The 17,811-nt window shown below is 58.8% G+C and carries 16 protein-coding genes; 1 reads left to right on the top strand and 15 read right to left on the bottom strand.

Annotation, left to right across the window (positions count from 1 at the left end; genetic code table 11):
* Window positions 1–23: 23 nt before the first annotated feature.
* The 9 genes from HWX48_RS04400 to HWX48_RS04360 form a co-directional block, all read right to left on the bottom strand.
* Window positions 24–1,292 carry a lipopolysaccharide biosynthesis protein gene (locus HWX48_RS04400; RefSeq protein WP_175954985.1) on the bottom strand — a complete coding sequence of 423 codons (1,269 nt, stop codon included), beginning with the start codon at window positions 1,290–1,292 and terminating at the stop codon, window positions 24–26.
* Window positions 1,293–1,298: 6 nt separating this feature from the next.
* Window positions 1,299–2,300 (bottom strand): glycosyltransferase family 2 protein, encoded by a 1,002-nt coding sequence (locus HWX48_RS04395; protein WP_175954983.1) that lies wholly within the window; start codon window positions 2,298–2,300, stop codon window positions 1,299–1,301.
* Window positions 2,278–3,837, bottom strand: a complete 1,560-nt coding sequence (locus HWX48_RS04390; RefSeq protein WP_175954981.1) for a DUF2142 domain-containing protein — start codon at window positions 3,835–3,837, stop codon at window positions 2,278–2,280. The genes HWX48_RS04395 and HWX48_RS04390 overlap by 23 nt, the downstream gene beginning before the upstream one ends.
* Window positions 3,800–4,900: a UDP-N-acetyl glucosamine 2-epimerase gene (locus HWX48_RS04385; protein ID WP_175954979.1), complete on the bottom strand. Its 1,101-nt coding sequence runs from the start codon at window positions 4,898–4,900 to the stop codon at window positions 3,800–3,802. Before HWX48_RS04385 ends, HWX48_RS04390 begins: the two co-directional genes overlap by 38 nt.
* A 31-nt stretch (window positions 4,901–4,931) precedes the next feature.
* Window positions 4,932–5,288, bottom strand: coding sequence for a DUF2304 domain-containing protein (locus HWX48_RS04380; RefSeq protein ID WP_175954977.1), 357 nt, complete (start codon window positions 5,286–5,288; stop codon window positions 4,932–4,934).
* Complete coding sequence (locus HWX48_RS04375; protein WP_175954975.1) at window positions 5,285–6,016, bottom strand: glycosyltransferase family 2 protein; 732 nt, start codon at window positions 6,014–6,016, stop codon at window positions 5,285–5,287. The genes HWX48_RS04380 and HWX48_RS04375 overlap by 4 nt, the downstream gene beginning before the upstream one ends.
* A gap of 12 nt (window positions 6,017–6,028) precedes the next feature.
* Window positions 6,029–6,892: a glucose-1-phosphate thymidylyltransferase RfbA gene (gene rfbA / locus HWX48_RS04370; RefSeq protein ID WP_175954973.1), complete on the bottom strand. Its 864-nt coding sequence runs from the start codon at window positions 6,890–6,892 to the stop codon at window positions 6,029–6,031.
* A gap of 67 nt (window positions 6,893–6,959) precedes the next feature.
* Entirely contained in the window at window positions 6,960–8,270 is a 1,311-nt protein-coding gene (locus tag HWX48_RS04365) for a nucleotide sugar dehydrogenase (protein ID WP_175954971.1), read from the bottom strand.
* A gap of 67 nt (window positions 8,271–8,337) precedes the next feature.
* Window positions 8,338–9,621 (bottom strand): glycosyltransferase, encoded by a 1,284-nt coding sequence (locus HWX48_RS04360; RefSeq protein WP_254872954.1) that lies wholly within the window; start codon window positions 9,619–9,621, stop codon window positions 8,338–8,340.
* Window positions 9,622–9,835: 214 nt separating this feature from the next.
* Between HWX48_RS04360 and wecB the strand changes: the two genes are divergently transcribed.
* The gene (gene wecB / locus HWX48_RS04355) at window positions 9,836–10,936 is read left to right on the top strand and encodes a non-hydrolyzing UDP-N-acetylglucosamine 2-epimerase (protein ID WP_175954969.1); all 1,101 of its coding nucleotides are present in this window, start codon (window positions 9,836–9,838) and stop codon (window positions 10,934–10,936) included.
* A gap of 1 nt (window position 10,937) precedes the next feature.
* Here wecB and HWX48_RS04350 read toward each other — a convergent pair whose 3' ends face one another.
* From HWX48_RS04350 to HWX48_RS04325, 6 genes are all read right to left on the bottom strand, one after another.
* Window positions 10,938–12,206, bottom strand: coding sequence for a glycosyltransferase family 4 protein (locus tag HWX48_RS04350; protein ID WP_175954967.1), 1,269 nt, complete (start codon window positions 12,204–12,206; stop codon window positions 10,938–10,940).
* Complete coding sequence (locus tag HWX48_RS04345) at window positions 12,203–13,402, bottom strand: oligosaccharide flippase family protein (protein ID WP_175954965.1); 1,200 nt, start codon at window positions 13,400–13,402, stop codon at window positions 12,203–12,205. The genes HWX48_RS04350 and HWX48_RS04345 overlap by 4 nt, the downstream gene beginning before the upstream one ends.
* 92 nt (window positions 13,403–13,494) lie before the next feature.
* The gene (locus HWX48_RS04340) at window positions 13,495–14,613 is read right to left on the bottom strand and encodes a glycosyltransferase (protein ID WP_254872953.1); all 1,119 of its coding nucleotides are present in this window, start codon (window positions 14,611–14,613) and stop codon (window positions 13,495–13,497) included.
* 81 nt (window positions 14,614–14,694) lie between these two features.
* The gene (locus HWX48_RS04335; RefSeq protein ID WP_175954963.1) at window positions 14,695–15,759 is read right to left on the bottom strand and encodes a Gfo/Idh/MocA family protein; all 1,065 of its coding nucleotides are present in this window, start codon (window positions 15,757–15,759) and stop codon (window positions 14,695–14,697) included.
* A gap of 1 nt (window position 15,760) precedes the next feature.
* Entirely contained in the window at window positions 15,761–16,975 is a 1,215-nt protein-coding gene (locus tag HWX48_RS04330) for a DegT/DnrJ/EryC1/StrS aminotransferase family protein (protein ID WP_175954961.1), read from the bottom strand.
* Window positions 16,972–17,658: an acyltransferase gene (locus tag HWX48_RS04325; RefSeq protein WP_175954959.1), complete on the bottom strand. Its 687-nt coding sequence runs from the start codon at window positions 17,656–17,658 to the stop codon at window positions 16,972–16,974. The genes HWX48_RS04330 and HWX48_RS04325 overlap by 4 nt, the downstream gene beginning before the upstream one ends.
* Window positions 17,659–17,811 lie beyond the last annotated feature (153 nt).

The following is a 17,811-nucleotide window of genomic DNA, read 5'->3' as shown; positions in this document are numbered from 1 at the left end:
TCCTGTGAACGCACCGCCCGCCATCACGCCTCCCCTGGAACTTCACAACGAGGCTCACCCCGCAGGTGTCCCGATGAACGCCCCAAAGCGTGATACAGAGCCCCGCCAGACACGCATAAGGCCACCACAGAGGCCACAACAAAGCCCATCGTCCCGGCGGCAACACCCCCTCCTGGAGTGACAGCGATCGTGACAGCCGACGACCCCAGAGACAGCCCCCAGGTCAGAGCCAAGGTCCCATAACGCTCCAAGGAGACGAACACAGCCGCCTGAAGCAAAGCTCCGCCCAGAAGCACCGTAGCAACCGACAAAATGACGATAAGCAGGGCTGAAGCCTCATAGGACTGGCCATAGATGAGGCGGATCGCCCAGGGGCCGAGCAGCCATGCTCCAGCAGCAAAGAGTACAGAGGTGACGACAATACCCATGAGCAAACGACCCTGAAGCTGAAGCAAACGGCGCCACTCCCCGCGCGCCAACGCCCTCGTGGTCACAGGAATAATGATGGCCTGCACCGGCGAGAGGAGCACCAGAGGGATCCTCGAAATAACAACGACAGCGAAGAAAACCGCCAGTCCATCCGAAGAGCCGAGGATGACGGTGACGATAGTCGGAAACCCCGTCAAGATACCGGCAAGGAAAGCATTCGCAAGAGCGAGGAGAGCCGTCCGGGTGAGGATCGTGGTTTTCCCAAGCCATTCACCATCCCCCTCCAAGGTCTCACGAGTGGGGCGAATGAAAGCCAGCCATGCAAAGGAACCCGCTGCCGTGGCCACCAAAGCCCAACGAGGCAGGGGTGCGACACTCACAGCGAACAAAGCAAAGAGCGCAAGGAAGCGAGCGATGGCCTCGCCAATAATGACCCCCGCATAGGCCTTCTCGCGCCCACTTCCCAGCAGCGTCCCTCGAACAAAAAACTGAAAAGAAAAGCCAACGTAGGCGGCCCCCACAGCGAGGGCACTCACCACATCCCCGCCGAGCACCGTCGTACCCAAACGACTGAAGGCAATCACGGGGATAGCCAGCATCGAGGCGACAACGCCCACCACAAGATACTGAAGGGTGGCAGATGGTGCTCCCCGTCCCTCCGCAGCAGCGCGACTGGTCAAACGGGAGATTTCTTGCTCCAACAGGGACAGGATGGAGCCCCCAGCAAAGAGAAGTCCCCATAAGGCGATGAAGCGCGCGTTATCGTCTGGGCTCAGCCAGCGTGCGGTGACACTCAAGAAGAGCACCCCTAAGATGCTCGAAACAATGAGTGCGATGCCAATCGTGCCGATACGCTTCAACATCGGTAGCTATCGCGCAAACTGCCGAGTGGCCATGAGCAGCCCTCGCATCAGGCCAGCACCAAAAACAACGCCGAAGGGGAGGCACAGGGCCGTCACGGAGGCCGCCTGGTGGGGCGTCGCACCGCACCAGCGTGCACCCACACCAGCGCTTACAGCGGCTCCCACCGCACCCACAGCCATCGCGCGTGGCGCGGCAATCATGCCAGCTACGCCCACACCTACGGCAGCGCATGCCGCCGCAAGATAGTAGGCAGGATTGGCGTCTTGGGGAAGATAGCCGTCGATAAAAGTCGTCCCTCTGTAGAACGACTGGCGCGCCCACCCCTTGAAGGAGTCCTTCCCGTAGTAGCCGCAACGGATCTGCGGAGTGAGGTTGATACCGCCGTTACGCGCAAAATATCGTAAAAGTCCCGTGTCATCCGAGCTATAGGCGTGCCCCTCGAAACGCGTGGTGAAAGCCTCCATCGCGACACGCATGAGGTCAGAGCGAGCGAAGAAAGCCCCTGTTCCTTTCGGGTAGCGATCAAAATTCTCCTCAGTCAGGACACTACGCCGAGGGTTTTGAAAGTACTCGCGCCACCAGACACAAGTAATCCCAAACCAAAAGGACGTCCATGGAGACTCAGCGTTCAACAGATCCACATGAGCACTCCAGACAGGATGGCTCCCCTGTTGAACCATTGCCCGCAGCGAAGCGAGTGTATCCGGATAGAGACGCACCCGGGCGTCCATGAGAAGCACGTAGTCGGAGGAGACCTCGTCCATCCCACGTTGGCGCGCGAGGAAACGCCCAGAGTTCTCCTGGCGAATCAGGTGAATCCTCCCTTCACCTGCAAGTTCGTCAAGGAAAACGGCGTGTTCAGGGGCAGAACCGTCATCAATGACGATCAGGCGAGTTTCCACCCCCGCCTGGGAGGCTGATTCTTCGATGCTCTCCAATGCGGCGCGGACATTATCCTTCTCGTTCCACACCGGCATAACGATGTCAAGACGCGTCAAGTCTGGCATGAGGCTTTTCCTTCTCTTGCGGCGTAAAGATCAGGTGGAGGGCGCAGGTGATAGCGACAAGGAATGCGCCAGAGGCGAAAATCCACCACATCATCGGTGTGATCGGCATCGACCACCACCATTCTTTCTGGAAGTTCAGATCATAGGAAGGCAGATCAGTGCCCGTGATATAGCGGCGCATCACCGAATGCAGAGCTGCGGCATTGACTACGGACAATACCAGCGCGAAAAACGCTTTCTGCCCGGAACTGAGCTGCAGCGCCTGGCGATCTGACGAGGAGACCCACACCAGGAAAAAGACCGCCAACAATGGAAGTAAGTAGCGCGGTTGGTAGATATAGGTCTTGAGATACCCCTGGCTGACCATCATGACCACGGGGATACCGCCCAAAGCTCCTACGAGCACGATGGACGACAGGGTTTTCCGCACATCGAGGCTCCGTGCCCCCAGAAATAGCCCCGCTCCCACGACAAGCATCGAGCCGATCGTTGAGGTGGCTTGCAATGGGACGTCGAACCATCCAGGTCCCCACTGGTGTCCATAAAGGCCACCAAAATACTCGGGAAGGCTGATGAGGTTGCTCATCACTAAACGCCGGAACGGAACACCGTGATTAACCTGGGTGGCTCCAATTGCCCCAGCATGCCCCGTGCTACGCATAATGAGGACACCGATAATGGCAGCAGCCCCTGACACGATGAAGGGTGCAATCCGCTTCTTCGACAGTGGAAAGCGCGCATAGAAGGCGACTGCCACCACGAAGCAATAGAAGGCAGCATCAGCGCGGCTTGAGCAAGCAAGCAGCGCCCCGAAGGCGGCGAGGGCACTGAGGAACCACTGCCGTTTCCCCTCAGTCTGAGCGGCAGAAAACAGGGCGGCAGCAAAGATTGCGATCCCCGACAGCGACCACGAACTCGGGTTATTCGATGCAACGAAATAGACACCCATCGGCATCCAGGCCAGCATGAGCGCCATCAGAATCTCGGAACGCTGAGCTCGAGGGCTCAAAGCCATCACCACTGCCACCCCAAAGACCGCCACAAAGACGTTGAGCACGCGCATCCACAGCACTGACGCATTCACTGCCGATTCGGAGGCGAAGAGGTGGTGGAAGTCGTAAAAGCCCGGCGGGTAGTCACCGTGATCAACGCGGGCAGTGTACGCCGATGTCTCTTCGGAGAAAGCAAGCGTGCACTCTGCTGACCTCTCTGAGTGCATGGCGTAACACAGAGATGCTCGCGCAATGGGCTCAGGCGCGGCAACCTCAACTTTGTCATTCACTGTGCGTGTCGGGCACTCGCCCTCAGCACCCCCTGAGGGACACCAAATCGACGGCAAATGATAGTCGTCATCAGGTGAACCACCTACCGGAGAGGCAAACGCCCAGCCGATCAGGGCGAGAGTCATGAAAAAGACGGTGGCCAGTGGGAGCGAACGCGCCAAGAAACTACGTACTGAGGGAGGGAATTGCCAGTGGAGACTCCCAAAGGACAAGGTTTCACGCACCCTGAGGACCTGTTTCTTCTTCGAGGACATCAACAATCATTCTTGACGGGTGGAAGGCGTCCAACTGTGACGGACGCTGGTAGTCGGACCAATTTGCAAGAAAGTCATCAAGGACATCAACATTCATGCCCGTGAGCACGATGTTCGCTCCAAGGCCCTGGTGACGTTCCGTGTATTCCCTGTGTACCGCACACGGGATCCCCAAAGCTGCACATTCTTCCTGGAGGCCCCCCGAGTCGGTGATGACAAGCTTCGCGCGCAACAAGATCGCCTGGAAGGATGAGTAGCCAAGCTTGTCAATCGGGATCAGACGCTCATCAAAAATATTCTCAAACCCGTACTCGGCTAACAATGCCTGCTCGGACTTGCCAATAATCATCACCAGCGGGATTTTGTGCGACAGCTCCTTCACCCGCTCGATCACCGTGCGGTAAGCCTCGCGGTCGTGAACCAGCTCAAAGCGATGGAGGGTCACCAGACCAAACTCTTCGGGAAGTTCAGGGGCCGGAGCCTGCACCTCGCGGGCAGTCCTCAAAGCATCAACGACGGTGTTCGCTTCCGTCACAACCACCCGCACTCCGCGCCGCCCAATGCGATACTTCAAGTTCTGCGCCTCACGGGCGGTCGGGGCGAAATGGATGTGTGCCAAGCGCCCAACGATGCGACGATTCAGCTCCTCAGGAAAGGGGCTTCGCCACGAACCAGAGCGTAATCCAGCCTCGATGTGGGCAACCTTCGCACCGATTGTGCGCCCAAGAATGGCGCCGATAACGGTCGTGAAAGTGTCACCATGTACTGCGACGATTCCCTTGTTGGCTTCCTGACGCAAAGTCGGTAGCGATCGCAAGGTGGTGACAGTCAGATCTGCCAGCCAGCGGGGAACCTGGGAGACCGTGGCAACGCCGGTACGATGCTTGCTCACTAAGTAGCGGTCTGGCTGGCGCACTCCCAAGTCGGACAATGTCTCTTCGACGCCCTGCGCGTGCTGTGCGGTACTCCAGATTCGATAGTCGATGCCACGCTTATCGAGTTCAACAATGACAGGGGCAATCTTGATGAATTCCGCAGTGGTTCCTGCGACAAAAACGATCATCTTTTCTTCCTTATGAAATATGTGCCGGGCGCTACTGCGGGGAGTTTCTTTTCTCGAGCTCACAGACGCGCCGGTCAAGTTCGGCAATCTCTTCGACAAGTCGACGTTTGTCTTCGGACAGGTGTGACAAGTCCACAGAATATTGAAGCGTGATGAACAGAAGAGTCAGACCCGCCAGGAAGAAAGCAAGATTGAGAGGAATAATGATGCCGATGGAACGGGCAAAGTTTGCCATTGCATCAGGGAAAATACTGACAGTGAGCACTGCAAATGCAATAGCAACCCACCACGTGGCATAACGCTGCTTCATCCGCGCGTTCCGTAGGCTCATAAAAATGACCACAAAAACAAGCAGAGAGAAGAGTATCCCGAGAAAATAGCTCGTCATGCCCTCTGTCCTTCACGTAGAGACCGGCGAGTGAGAGAAATGAGCAATGCGAACCACGCACGGATCAGGAAACGAGCGGCTCTCAGCGGGCTTTGTGAGGGTTCTCCTCCCGCACGAGGGCGCATAGCGACAGGCACTTGGGAAATATGAAGCCCCGACCGTCGCGCGATCACCAGAGCTTCAACGGTGTCACCCAGGTATTCAGCGGGATAGTCGCGAGCAAAAATCTCGATGGCTCGGCGGGACATGAGCTTAAAACCAGAGGTCGTATCAGTGAGTGTGGTGCCGCAGACAGCCGAAAGCACCGTTGCAAGTACCCTCATCGCCCACCAACGGGGCCCGCGCACACTGTACTCGCCTTTGCCCGCGAAGCGCGCTCCGATCACGACGTCTGCGCCGCTGCTTTTCGCATGTGCGACGAGCGTGGGGATCTCTCGCGGATCATGCTGGCCGTCAGCATCAAGCTGGAGCGCCCATTCATACCCGTACCGATACGCGTGGAGAAAACCTGCACGCATCGCACCTCCCACCCCGAGATTGAGGGGCAGATCGAGGCAAGAAACACCGCGTTCTCGCGCGACCCTCACCGTATGATCAGTCGATCCGTCGGAGACTACGAGGATATCCGCCCCTTCAGTGAGGGGGAGAAGTTCATCAAGTACTCCGCCGAGGACAGCTTCCTCATTCCACGCAGGAATGATGATGAGGAGTTCAGAGGTACCTTGCATAGGTGGCGCAGCCTACTCGGCCAGAAGATCCAGCAGGTACTGCCCGTAGCCTGACTTCACAAGAGGTTCAGCACGCTGACGCAAGCCTTCATCGTCGATGAAGCCCATACGCCAAGCTACCTCTTCAGGTGCGCCGATCTTCATCCCTTGACGTGATTCGATCGTTCGGACGAAGTTCGTCGCGTCGGCGAGCGAATCAAAAGTCCCCGTATCCAGCCATGCGGTGCCTCGCGGAAGAACCTCGACTGCGAGTTTGCCAGCTTCAAGATACACGCGGTTCACGTCGGTGATTTCGTACTCGCCACGCGCTGAAGGCTGAAGATCGCGGGCGATAGCAACCACGTCATTATCGTAGAAATACAGGCCGGGGACAGCATAATGAGACTTCGGCATCGCGGGCTTTTCTTCGATCGACACTGCCTTGAAGTCCTCATCGAATTCGACCACGCCATACTCTGACGGATTGGACACGTGGTAGGCGAAGACAGCACCACCGTTGGGGTCAACATGGCGACGAAGACGAGTCCCCATGCCAGGGCCATAGAAGATATTGTCGCCCAATACCAGAGCTGCCGATTCATTGCCGATATGCTCAGCGCCCAGCACAAATGCCTGGGCAAGACCATTGGGTTGCTCCTGCACAGCGTAGGAAATATTGACACCAAGCTGGTTGCCGTCACCTAGCAGGCGTTGGAAGGCAGGAGCATCATGCGGAGTAGTGATGACCAGAACGTCCTGGATGCCCGCGAGCATCAGAGTGCTCAAGGGGTAGTAGATCATCGGCTTGTCGTAAACAGGGACGAGCTGCTTAGAGGTCCCCAGAGTGATGGGATTCAAGCGGGTGCCCGAACCTCCTGCGAGGATAATACCCTTCATCTAACTTCAGCCTTCCAGTCGTGAGTAAGCAATTCTCTACCCGGATCTATTATGCCCCCTTCCTCCCTTATTCCTCGATATGGGCGCGGTTTGGCGCACCAATGACCATCCTCACGTGCCCCACCCACCGCTGGGGATCCGTCACGCGACGGCCATCAAAGAGAAGCTTCACCCCCGGCAAATCAGACGGGCACAGCTCTTGGTACTGCACATGGTCAGCTTGGATGATCGCGGCATCAACCTCGTCGCCAAGATGGTAGGGATCCCAGCCAAAAGCAAGCAATTCCGCGTCACTGTACATCGGGTCGTGTACCGCGACCCGCGCACTGCGAGCGCGCAGAGCATCAACGCTGGCGAACACACCCGAGAAAGCCGTCTCTTTGACCCCACCGCGATAGGCAGCACCCAAGACAGCAACCTTCAAGCCCTCAAGAGAACCGAGAACATCTTCAATACGGCCAATGACGTACTCCGGCATGCGGGCATTGAAGGCCCGCGCGTCGCGCACAATGCTGGCGTCAGGGTCGGTTGACAGGTAGAGACGGGGATAGACGGGGATGCAGTGTCCCCCCACGGCGATGCCTGGCTGATGGATATGACTAAAAGGCTGAGAATTGCAGGCCTCAATAACGCGCTGGATATCAATGCCGACCTCGTCGGCGTAGACGGCGAATTGATTGGCGAGGCCGATATTGACGTCCCGATAGGTGGTTTCTGCGAGCTTAGCCATCTCTGCGGCCTCAGCACTGCCCATATCCCACACTCCGTTTGGGCGGGCAAGGTCGGGCCGATCGTCAAAGTCAAGCACCTGCTCGTAGAAGGCAATACCTGCTGCAGCGCCTTCAGGAGTGAGGCCGCCCACCAACTTGGGGTAGCGGCGCAGGTCGGCGAAGACGCGACCTGTCAGGACACGCTCTGGAGAGAACACCACGTGGAAGTCTTTTCCTTCACGCATGCCACTGATCGATTCGATCATCGGCACCCAGCGCGTGCGGGTTGTCCCCACCGGCAAGGTGGTCTCGTAGGAGATGAGAGTTCCGGGGGTGAGATATTGCGCGAGCGAGGTAGTGGCTGCATCCATCAGCGCAAAGTCTGGAGCGCCGCCCTCGTCGACAAAAAGCGGGACGACGAGCACAATGGCGTCTGCTCCGGGGATCGCCTCGGCGTAGTTGGTGGTGGCATGCAGGCGACCAGCGGACACCACTGCCCTCAGACGCTCCGCAAGATGGGCTTCACCGGGGAAGGGTTCCACGCCGTCGTTAATGAGGGCAACGGTGCGCTCGGAAATGTCGACACCAACGACCTGGTGGCCTTGAGTGGCGTATTGGACAGCGAGGGGAAGGCCAATCTTCCCACATGCGACAACAGCAATGCGCATGACGTTTCTTCCTTCGTATGCCTTCTTCAGAGTGTGATGCCTGGCGCGCGGCACCGCATGCATCATTCTATGGGGACCCAGATTCCGCCATCACACTCTCAAGAAGTTGAAGGACCTGTCGTCCTGTCGCCGCCATCGAACGATGGGCACACACCCATCGACGACGACGCGCCGGGCTTTCCTCTTGCTCCGAGGCCGCCTCCGGAGGAATGGCACTCCTGAGCGCTTCACTCATCGAGGAGGCGACAGCATCGACCTCGTATTCCACCGCCCAGCCGAGGGATTCATTCCGAATATCCTCCGCCGCAGGACCTGTACCCGCGTAGATTACCGGCTTACCGACTGCGAGGGCAGAGAGGATCTTGGTGGGGTACGCGAAGTCATAACCGCGCCCAGGGACGATGGAAACGAGGGCTGCTACGGCGCTGACGTGGAAACGCGCTGCTTGGTCAGGCGCCACCACGGGGAGTTGGATGATGGGGGTATTCGCCCCGCTCTTCCCGCGTTCTGCTTCGGCAGCAACCCGTTGCTTATTGAGATCCGACAGATGCTCCCATGAGCTCCCCTGCCCAAGAAAGACGAGCTGCACGTTGGGATGGTGCTCTCGCACCTGGGCAATGGCGTGAGCGAAGATTTCGGCGCCCTGCCATTCTGAGGCAGTACCGGCGTAGAGGAAGAATGGGCCGGTGATACCGATTTGTGCACGCTCTTGTTCACTCAACGGGGCTGCGTGAGGCGTGAAGATCTCGGTGTCGATGCCATTGGGGATAACATGCACCCGAGCATTTGGTTCCAGGTCGCGCAGACGTTGAGCAACGCCTTCTGACACTGCGATGCTCGCGGTAGCGCCCCGGATGGTAGTCCGTTCCATCCAGCGCACAACAGTGGTGACCAAAGGGTGCGCACCGGCGATAGCGGTGGCATCTGACCAAATGTCGGCCGCGTACCACACATAGGGGACACGCCTGTTGAGGAGTGAACGTAGGCAAGACACACTGCGTACGACGAGGCCGGTGGTGGGTGGAGGTTCGACGAGGAGAACGCGTGGGCGAGGTGCGAGTAGCAGGCGAGCAACGAGGGGGATATCGAAGCTTAAGTAGGGCAGGTATCCACGAACGTATCCCGAAGCATCGCGAAGGACTGGCCAACGGGAAACATGCAGTAAGGGCGAACGCGTATCTTCGATCGGGGCTTGTTCGCGAGCATCCCGAACGGTCAGGACGTGTATGCGGCGCCCGGCGGTGATGGCGGCGTTTTCAACTGCTCTGAGACGGAATGAGGCTGCGGCTGCTTCAGGCTCATGAATCCGAGTGGCAATCATCACATCCACTGCCTGTCGACGCTTTGCCACTGCCAGTCCTTTCATGGAGTTTCACGACAGCTTCCCACTGCCTCAGCCTAGTTCTTCGCGAGTGGTCGCTTAGAAGCGACCACTCGCGTGTATGGTGCTGAGAGAAAGGGTCTTGACTGACAGCACTCTCAGACACCATAACCCCCCACTTGACAGGTGTCACCTGTCACCGGCGATGAGGGCGCAAAGAAAAACAACCTAAGGAGACTTCGCCATGCGCGTCATGTCTGTGGTGGGCGCACGCCCCCAATTCGTCAAGCTCGCCCCTATCGACCGGGCGTTTCGCGACGCAGGCATTGAGCACATCATTGTCCACACTGGTCAGCACTACGACCCGATGCTCTCCGACGTTTTCTTCACCGACCTCGGAATCTCCACCCCCCACGCGCACCTCGGGATCGGATCGGGCTCACATGGGCGCCAGACAGGCGCCATGCTCGCCGCCCTGGATGGGATACTCGAAGAACACCAGCCTGATTGGGTTCTTGTCTACGGCGACACCAATTCCACCCTTGCTGCCGCCTTATCCGCCGTCAAGATGCACATCCGCGTTGCCCACCTTGAGGCGGGCCTGCGTTCTTTCAATCGTCGCATGCCCGAAGAGCACAATCGAGTTCTCACCGACCACGCCTCTGATCTTCTCCTGGCTCCCACCCCCACAGCAATGGCACACCTGCGTCACGAGGGCCTGGAGGCACGAAGTGTCTGCGTAGGTGACGTGATGACCGACATCCTTTTAGCAGTGCGCGACCAGGTTGCTGAGCGTCCCTCCCCCGTCGCCAACATCGTCTCCGGGGACGGCTACCACCTTGCCACGATTCATCGCCCCGATAACACGGACTCCAAAGAGCGCCTCGAGAAGATCTTTGACTCCCTCGCGCAATGTGCCGATCCTGTCATCCTGCTCGCTCACCCCCGCCTCATCGCCAAGTGCAGTGAACACGGCATCACCATCGACCGCGGGAACCTCGTCTCACATGCACCTTTGTCCTACCCTGACCTTATTGCGGCCGCCTGCCACGCGCGGTCGATCATTACCGACTCGGGTGGACTCCAAAAAGAAGCCTTTCTCCTTCGTGTCCCCACAACAACGGTGCGCCCCGAGACTGAATGGGTTGAGACAGTCGATCTGGGGTGGAACGTCCTCGTTGAACCCGGCCCCGACCTCGTTCGCGCTGTCCAACGTCCCCATCCCGCTCCAACGAACGCCACCCCCTACGGAGATGGGAATGCAGCCACTGCGGTCGTACAGGCACTCATCCGAGCTCACAAGCAGGAGAAAGAAACGGGTGGGGACCGCTCAGCATCAGCTTGATTCACCCCTTCGACAGCACTGAGGAGTAGATCTTCCGGTAGCGGCCAACGAACGCCTCCTCGCTGTAACTCTGGCGCACATTCCGGGCAATCTCAGCGGCCGAGAGACCTGCAGTCGCGTGTAAAACCGCCTCAATCGCATCCGCATACGCCATGGGCTCATCACCGGAGACGAGCGCTCCCGAAGGAGCGTGAACAAACGCACGCTGCCCCCCTTGATCTCCCATGACAACGGGACGCCCAGCGCTGAGCGCCTCGGCAGCCGCAAGGCAGAAGCTCTCCCAGACTGTTGGCAGGAGAAAAAGGTCGCTAACAGCAAGGCTATCCCGCACCCGCTCAGGAGGGAGTGCCCCAGGGGCGTGCAAAGGCACCCCGGAGGCGTGGGCGTGCTCTCGTAAAGAACCCAGAAGCGGGCCTTCTCCAACCCACAGCAGTTCAACCGTTCTGCCGCGACGAATAAGCTCAGCGCACACATCCACCGCGAGGAGGGGACGTTTGCCAGCAACGGCATTAGCGACGCAGATAATACGCAAAGGACGTTGAGCCGCCCAAGGATTCACGTGCGGGCGAGCCTCACACAGTGCCATGTCAACGATATTGGGCACTGTTATTGCCTCGCGCCCTGAAAGCTGCGCAAGCTGGGCACTGAGCGTCGTGGAAACTCCGATCAGAACATCAACCCTGCGCATCACATATCCGAGTGCACCAAGGGTGATCCTCTTGCCAGCCCCAGGCGCGGGAGGAGCGCCTCCGTTGACAATAAACACCCCGGCATGCCGGTCTCCAGCATCTCCCGCCATCTGCGCCTGACCAGCACTTTCATCGCCATGCTGGCGGGGAATCTGAACGTCAGCGTAGCCGGACCAATGATCAGTATGAACCCAAGGAATCGGAACCCGGATGGCTCCCAGAGCCAATAGACTCGCCGGGGTAGCAGTGTGGAGTAGGTCGGCGTGAGCAAACCTCCGGCGGATACTCCTGCCTGCACGCAGAAGCGACAGAGGGTTCGTCGGAGTCGTCGGCACCCGCTCAATCGTGATCTTCCGCCCCGCTTGTTTCCAGATCTCCCGCTGAGCGGCCCCCTGAGCCAGATGAGGTGCGACAAGGTGGATAACGTGGACATCAGCAATGCGCGCCAATGCACGAATGTCACGCTCAACGAAGATACCGGTTGTTGAAGAGGCAGGAGTGGGAAGCCAAGCCGTGACGTAGAGAACACGAGGGCGCCGACCTGCCTCTCCAGGGGCGCCCGTCGCCTGGAACATCGTCATCGGTCCTCACTCCCCTGACGATCATAGAGGCCGGACACGTGCCATGCGAGAAGGATCATTCCTCCAAGAAGCAGTGCCATCGCCATGCTCATGACGCTGACCGTCGTCAGAAGGTCGTAAGGCGACAGATACAGAATCGCCAAAGGAACCACGCAGTAGACGATCGCGAAAGCCAATAACCACTGCTGGCGTTCGGTCACGATGAAGACCTGAGAAATCGGGGATGTCATCACCGTCATCGCGAGCCAGGGGGTGAGCGCTCTGGCGAAATACCCTGCCTCGGTCCATTGATGACCTAAAAGCAGAGGAAAAAGAGCCGGAGACAGTATGAAGATCAGGATGAAGGGGATGACAGCGGCCACACCTGCCCTGCGAACAAGACGCATGACGAGGGGGCGCATGTGGCCGGGTTCAATAGTCGTCAGTGTACGGAAAAACACCTGGGCGACAGCTCCTGTGATGAGCGCAACCGGGACTTGAAGGAGACGCCAGGCTTGGTCAAATTGCCCCAACTGGCTCACTGCCACCTGGGCAATCAAGATATTAATGCCGTTGATGCGGAGAGCGTCAACCAAAGCGTTGGGGCCGTTGAGCAGAGGCATGCGACGATAGCGAATGGCCATCTCACGCACGCTCGGAACAGGCCTTCCATCAGACATCACGGAGGGGTCTTGACGAAGCTCGGGCGTGTGAGAACGCAGACGCAGGAGAGCCAAAAGCTGTCCAGCTGCCTGTCCACACATCAGACCCAAAGCCCCGCCTATCCCTGAAAGCCCGCACAGAAGCTGGCCGAGGGCAGAGGACGCTGATTGAAGGACACGGTTTCCCGCCAACACGCCATAGCGTTCTGTACGGGTCAGCCAAAAGCTGCGCGCAGCGAGGGTAGCGCTCAACGCTACCGTCACCCCCGCACCAAGGAATGCCAATCCCTGCCAGGGACCGATGGAAGGAAGGGATGCCAGCACCGGATAGCAGGTGATAGCCACAAGGGTCGTGATCCCCGCCGACGAGAGGATAATCCGCATGGCCAGGGTCTGAATAACCCGCGCCTCAACATCGTGGCGAGGGAGCATCGTCGCCATCTCGTAGCGCGCACCGGCGAGAACAATAATGACACCGGTAGCTGAGGTGTACAGGGCGAAAACACCGAAATCTTCCGGTGTGTAGACACGCGCGAGCAGGATATGGATGAGCATGACCACTCCCTGCGCAGTGGCAGTGCCAGAGGCAAGGGTCAGGATCTGCGAAGTCGCTGGATGAGCCCGTTTCCACCGGTGCCAACGCCGTGTCACGGGACATCACCACGTTCCCAGCTTGCATTGCCTCTTTGACGTCCCAACTCAGTGAGCTCATGAGCGACCTGCTGTGCGCGGGCCGCCCAGGTATGGCGTTGTCCCTCACTACGGGCCCGCGTCTTTGCAGCAGAAAGTTCCGCACCGTTCTTCCCTGCCGAGGCCAAGCGAAGAAGAAGAGAACGCAGGGCGCCAGCCTCGTAGGGCAAAACCCACCCGCACCCCGTTGCGTCGACGAGGTCGGCGGCGTGTGTCCCTGCGGTGACGATCACTGGCTTACCGTACCCCAAGTATTCGTAGAGTTTGACAGGTGATGCAAAGCGACGGTACTCGTCGGGGCTGAGGAAGAGGACTGCGCAGTCCGCTTGAGCGTAGAGAGCAGCAAGTTCATCGCCCGAAGAGTGAACGACCTCAATATTGTCAGCCATCAATGGCGCGTACAACGCCCGTTGGGCCTCCCATTCGCCTGAGCGTGTGCAGATCGTCAGGTGAGCCTCCTTCACCCCCGCCACTGCTTTCACACATTCTCGAAGGTCGTACGCCGGGCCGATTCCTCCGACGTACAGCAGACGAATTGAAGCGGAAACCTGCGTCTCCCCTCCGGGAGACTGCGAGGAGGAAAAGGTCTCACCCCCGACAACGTCCACCTGAGGTGCCATCGCTCCAGGCGGTAATGGAGCCATCCTCGAGCGATCAATACCCGGGATATGCTCGCCCATCGCAAGGGAGGGAAGGTACAGGCGATCAACGTAGCGTTGATACCAGGCTAAGTCGTAGCGATACAGCAGGCGCATGACAGCCGCCAGCGGCTGCCCGAGCTGCTGGCTATAGGCGTCAAAAGCCCAGTAGATATCTCGATAGAACAGGCCCGTAGGAATCCCGTGAGTCCGGGCAAAAGCAAAGAGAGCGGGATCAAGCAGAGGGTGAGGCGGTAGATGCCGTGGCTCAGTCAACATCGTCGGTATGGTCGCTGACTCCGAGTAGAGGAAATCAATGCCGTGGTCTGGAGAGGAAGCGCACAGAGAGCGCACACCTGCGATGGCTTCACGCCTCTGACGTGCGTTGCCGGTGACTTCTATAACCTCGTATCCGCACTCCTCGAATGCCCTCCGCATGCACACCGGCCTGATTCCTGAGGCGGATTCAGCCTGAGGATTCAGAGGGAAAGGAGCGTGGTAGAGCATCCGCGACATGTTTTATCCCTGAGTCTTGAGCATCTGGCCCCCAGGGCCTTCGCAGGTGGACGCTGTGTCACCCGTTCGAGTAATGCTGCTCAATTCGACGGCTTGCCCACTACGTGCAGATTGGAGGATCGCGTCAACGACGGCCAAGGCACGCTGCCCCTCCTCCATCGTGACATGCTCGCTTCCAACCCCCCAGATGGCGTCGCGGAAGTGTTCATGCTCCACAGCGAGAGGCTCACGTTTAGTGAGGGCGTAGCGAATAGCCGCCCCTTCAGATACTCCGCGGAAAGCAGCGACCTGATCCCACTGCAGAGGCTGCGTGCCATTTTCGTAGAAGGTCAGATCCCCCAAGATAGTGTCAGCAACCAGGGCACCGTTTTCCCCGATAACAATGGTTGTCCGGTCTTTGTACGGGCTGAGCCAGTTGACAAGGTGGTTGACAAGGATACCGTTAGTCAAACGTCCTGCTACTGTCACCATGTCCTCGTGTTCACGTCCAGAGCGATTCGTTGTCTGAGCGTAGACGGATTCGTAGGGCGCGCCAACTACCCACGACGCGAGATCAACATCGTGGGTGGCGAGATCCTTCACCACACCCACGTCGCAAATACGCGCAGGGAACGGAGACTGCCTCCTCGTGGAGACCTGGTACACCTGGCCCAACTGCCCCTCAGCAATGCGTCGACGCATTTCCAGCAGAGCAGGGTTACAGCGCTCAACGTATCCCACCGCACCGATGAGCCCCCGAGTGGCGAAGGCCTCCGCAACTCGTTGACCTGAAGCGTAGTCGGTAGCGAGGGGCTTTTCGACAAGAGTATGCACCCCAGCCTGGGCGAGTTTGAGGGCGATCTCCTCGTGATAAAGGGTGGGAGCAGCGAGGATCGCAGCATCGATCCCCGCCTCGATCAGCGCGCTGACCTCTGAAAAGACGGGCACACCTCCGGCGACATTGTGCACATCACCAGCAGGATCAGCAAGTCCGACGAGGGCGACGCCCTCGGTTGCCCGGGCGTTTCGGACGTGGTGGCGTCCCATGGACCCAAGACCGATGATTCCCAGGCGGATTGGCGACTTCATATCATGCTCCCGCCGATACACAGGCGTGGACAGCCTCAATAATTCGTTCAAGATCCGCTTCAGTCAAAGATGGGTGAACAGGCAGGGAGAGGCATTCTCGTGCGACCTTCTCTGTCACAGGCAGTTCCAGATCCTGCGCAAAGGAGCGCAACGATTCGAGCCGGTGGTTAGGAATCGGGTAGTACACACCCGTCCCAACACGCCACTCATCCTTCATCGCCTGTGCGAGACGGTCTCGTTCGGCACCTGTCATCCCCTCAAAACAAATCGTGTACTGGTGGTAGACATGATCTGCCCCTTCGGGCACATACGGTGTGTGAACACCAGCCAGAGGGGACAGGCCTGCCGTGAGCACCTCCGCATTGCGTTGACGCTGCTGAGTCCATCCGCCGACCTTGGCTAATTGCACTCGGCCAACCGCTGCTGCAACATCCGTCATACGATTATTGAGGCCCACTACCTCGTTGGCATACTGTCGCTCCATGCCTTGGTTGCGCAGCAGGCGACAGACACGGGCAAGGTCGGGGTCTGTCGTGGTGATCATGCCCCCCTCAAGGCTGGTCATATTCTTCGTGGGGTAGAAGGAGAATGACCCCCATTGCCCGAAAGTACCCACCCGCTTACCGTTCAGCATCGCTCCATGAGCTTGGGCGCAGTCCTCGTACACGTCAAGGTTGTATCTGCGGGCGATTGCCAGAATCTCCTCCATTGCAGCGGGCAGTCCGTAGAGGTGAACGACCTCGATAGCTACCGTCCGCTCGGTGATCGCCGCCTCCACGCTGGCTGGATCGAGAGTGAAGGTACGCGGATCAATATCAGCGAAGACCGGCCGGGCGCCGGTGAGAGCAACAGAATTAGCGGTGGCAGCGAAAGTGAAAGAGGGAACGATGACTTCTTGATGAGCATGTGATGTCGCCGTGGCGTTACTTCCCATCAGATGCGGTGCGGGAACCAGCCTCTTACCATGAGCGTCCTCGCTCACCACCCCCATTTTGCAGAGGGCGGAAGCCATGGTCGCGATGTGCTGCGCAGAGGTGCCGGAGTTGACGGCAATGGCGTAGGTGCCGGGCGCCATCGCTGCGCTGAACTCTTCCTCAAAAGCCTGAACCTGCGGACCTTGAACGACCATGCCCGAGTGCATGACTTCAGTAACGGCAGTGATTTCCTCATCCCCGATGAGGGGTTTGGCAGCTGGAATAAAAGGGCGCTCACTCATCGTCTCTCCTCTGCATTCTTCATCTCTGATGACATTTGACCTGCACATTCCTCAGCGTTGAGCGAGGCGTCATCGTCACGTTCACCACGATATTCCTCGAGGGCGTCGGGCTCGCGCAGTCGATAGAGTGTCTGCGTTTGAGGGCAGCGGAAGAACCCTGGCCTTTGCGATTCCTCGACAAGCCGGATCCCTGCCTTGCCGACCCATCCAATACGACGCGCTGGAGTACCTGCAACGAGAGCGAAGGGTGGAACATCAGAGGTCACCACCGCGCCTGCCGCCACCAACGCCCATGCTCCGATATGCACCGGAGCCACGCATACCGCTCGAGCGCCCACCGCAGCTCCCTCGTCAATTCGCACACCAACGGGAAGCCAATCCGAAGCGGTCTTGAGCTCCCCCTCAGGGGTAACAGCACGAGGATTATGATCGTTGGTCAAGACAACGCCCGGACCAATGAAGACACCGTCCCCCAACTGAGCGGGCTCGTACAGCAAAGCGTGGTTTTGGATCTTGCAGTTCTTCCCCACGCGGACGCCTACCCCGATATAGGCGCCTCTGCCGATCACGCAGTGTTCCCCAATGACGGCTCCCTCTCTCACCTGAGCCAAATGCCACACGGCAGCACTCTGTGCAATATCGGCCGAGTCGGCCACATCGGCCGAAGAGGCGATTCGCGCCATGAAACTCTCCTTGATCGAGGTTGCCTATCTGACCGTTACTCGGGTTCCCATTCAGGCTCCATTATTGAACACATTACGCCCCCACAAGCACGCGATGATATTCGAGGCTGCTCCTGAACGCCGCTTTCTCTCGTTCATTCAGGAAGCAGTGCC

The organism is Schaalia sp. Marseille-Q2122 (assembly GCF_903645355.1).
Classification (GTDB): domain Bacteria; phylum Actinomycetota; class Actinomycetes; order Actinomycetales; family Actinomycetaceae; genus Pauljensenia.
Note: the sequence above shows the minus strand (reverse complement) of the source record. Positions and strands in the feature narration are given on the sequence as shown.

Coding starts and splice junctions, on each gene's coding strand:
- wecB (WP_175954969.1), top strand. CDS start 9,836: ATGCGCGTCATGTCTGTGGTGGGCGCACGCCCCCAATTCGTCAAGCTC.
- HWX48_RS04380 (WP_175954977.1), bottom strand. CDS start 5,288: ATGACGAGCTATTTTCTCGGGATACTCTTCTCTCTGCTTGTTTTTGTG.
- HWX48_RS04400 (WP_175954985.1), bottom strand. CDS start 1,292: ATGTTGAAGCGTATCGGCACGATTGGCATCGCACTCATTGTTTCGAGC.
- HWX48_RS04385 (WP_175954979.1), bottom strand. CDS start 4,900: ATGATCGTTTTTGTCGCAGGAACCACTGCGGAATTCATCAAGATTGCC.
- HWX48_RS04325 (WP_175954959.1), bottom strand. CDS start 17,658: ATGGCGCGAATCGCCTCTTCGGCCGATGTGGCCGACTCGGCCGATATT.
- HWX48_RS04395 (WP_175954983.1), bottom strand. CDS start 2,300: ATGCCAGACTTGACGCGTCTTGACATCGTTATGCCGGTGTGGAACGAG.
- HWX48_RS04350 (WP_175954967.1), bottom strand. CDS start 12,206: ATGACGATGTTCCAGGCGACGGGCGCCCCTGGAGAGGCAGGTCGGCGC.
- HWX48_RS04375 (WP_175954975.1), bottom strand. CDS start 6,016: ATGCAAGGTACCTCTGAACTCCTCATCATCATTCCTGCGTGGAATGAG.
- HWX48_RS04390 (WP_175954981.1), bottom strand. CDS start 3,837: ATGTCCTCGAAGAAGAAACAGGTCCTCAGGGTGCGTGAAACCTTGTCC.
- HWX48_RS04330 (WP_175954961.1), bottom strand. CDS start 16,975: ATGAGTGAGCGCCCTTTTATTCCAGCTGCCAAACCCCTCATCGGGGAT.
- HWX48_RS04335 (WP_175954963.1), bottom strand. CDS start 15,759: ATGAAGTCGCCAATCCGCCTGGGAATCATCGGTCTTGGGTCCATGGGA.
- HWX48_RS04345 (WP_175954965.1), bottom strand. CDS start 13,402: ATGCTCATCCATATCCTGCTCGCGCGTGTCTACACACCGGAAGATTTC.
- HWX48_RS04340 (WP_254872953.1), bottom strand. CDS start 14,613: ATGCGGAGGGCATTCGAGGAGTGCGGATACGAGGTTATAGAAGTCACC.
- rfbA (WP_175954973.1), bottom strand. CDS start 6,892: ATGAAGGGTATTATCCTCGCAGGAGGTTCGGGCACCCGCTTGAATCCC.
- HWX48_RS04365 (WP_175954971.1), bottom strand. CDS start 8,270: ATGCGCATTGCTGTTGTCGCATGTGGGAAGATTGGCCTTCCCCTCGCT.